1 protein-coding gene and 1 pseudogene are annotated in these 771 nt (G+C 58.6%); both read left to right on the top strand.

Features of this window, described 5'->3' with window-relative positions; all coding sequences use genetic code 11:
* A pseudogene (locus AWU74_RS10705) lies at nt 1-128 on the top strand (IS5/IS1182 family transposase); the annotation flags it as partial.
* 226 nt (nt 129-354) lie between these two features.
* On the top strand, nt 355-771 hold a 417-nt coding region (locus tag AWU74_RS06790), incomplete at its 3' end, for a hypothetical protein (RefSeq protein WP_162504975.1).

Below are 771 nucleotides of genomic sequence, written 5' to 3'. Positions count from 1 at the left end.
AAAATGTCTTCCGTGCCCTCAAGCGCTGGCGGGGAATTGCTACGCGCTACGCAAAGCTCACCGCTTCCTTCATCGCCGCCATTCATGTCAGGTGTTTATTCCTCTATCTTCCAGTCCACACTACCTAACGAGCGGGGACTATCGTAAGCCCACACGAGCGCCCGCTCGGCAGTCCCAACACGGGCAGGTTTGACATTCAAACATGAGCAGGTTTGACATTCAAACATAGGCAGGTTTGACGCTCAAACACGGGCAGGTTTGAACCCCGCGCCGGTTCCGCGCTTCGGCGCCCTGTTGCGTTTTTTTGCCGGCAAACGTATACTGTCCATATCTTTGAATGCGCATAGAGTTGCTATGACAAATACTTCGTTCCAGGCGGCGGGCTTCGCGCTGGCGTTCGCTCTGGCTGCCGGCGGCTGCCCCCATAGCGCGGATTTCCCCGCGCCGACTGGCGCGGTGTCGGTCGACATTACGGCGGATGGGTCGGATACGGAACCGACGACGGAGCTGACGCTGAAGTTCGACCAGCCTATCGCGGTGCTTTCGAAGGACGACATTACGCTCACGGACGACGGCGGCACCGGCATTCAGAAAGACGAGCTGAAGGCGGCCGGCGTCTATAAGCTCAAGGTGAGCGGCATAACGAAGAGCGGCGACGTTACGGTAACGGTGGCGAAGGCGGGGTATGCGTTCAAGGGAAGCCCGAAAACGGTGCAAGTGTACGCATCGTCGTCTGTTGCGGTGTCGGTCGACATTACGGCAAACGGGTCG

This window comes from Treponema endosymbiont of Eucomonympha sp., assembly GCF_001028545.1.
Note: the sequence above shows the minus strand (reverse complement) of the source record. Positions and strands in the feature narration are given on the sequence as shown.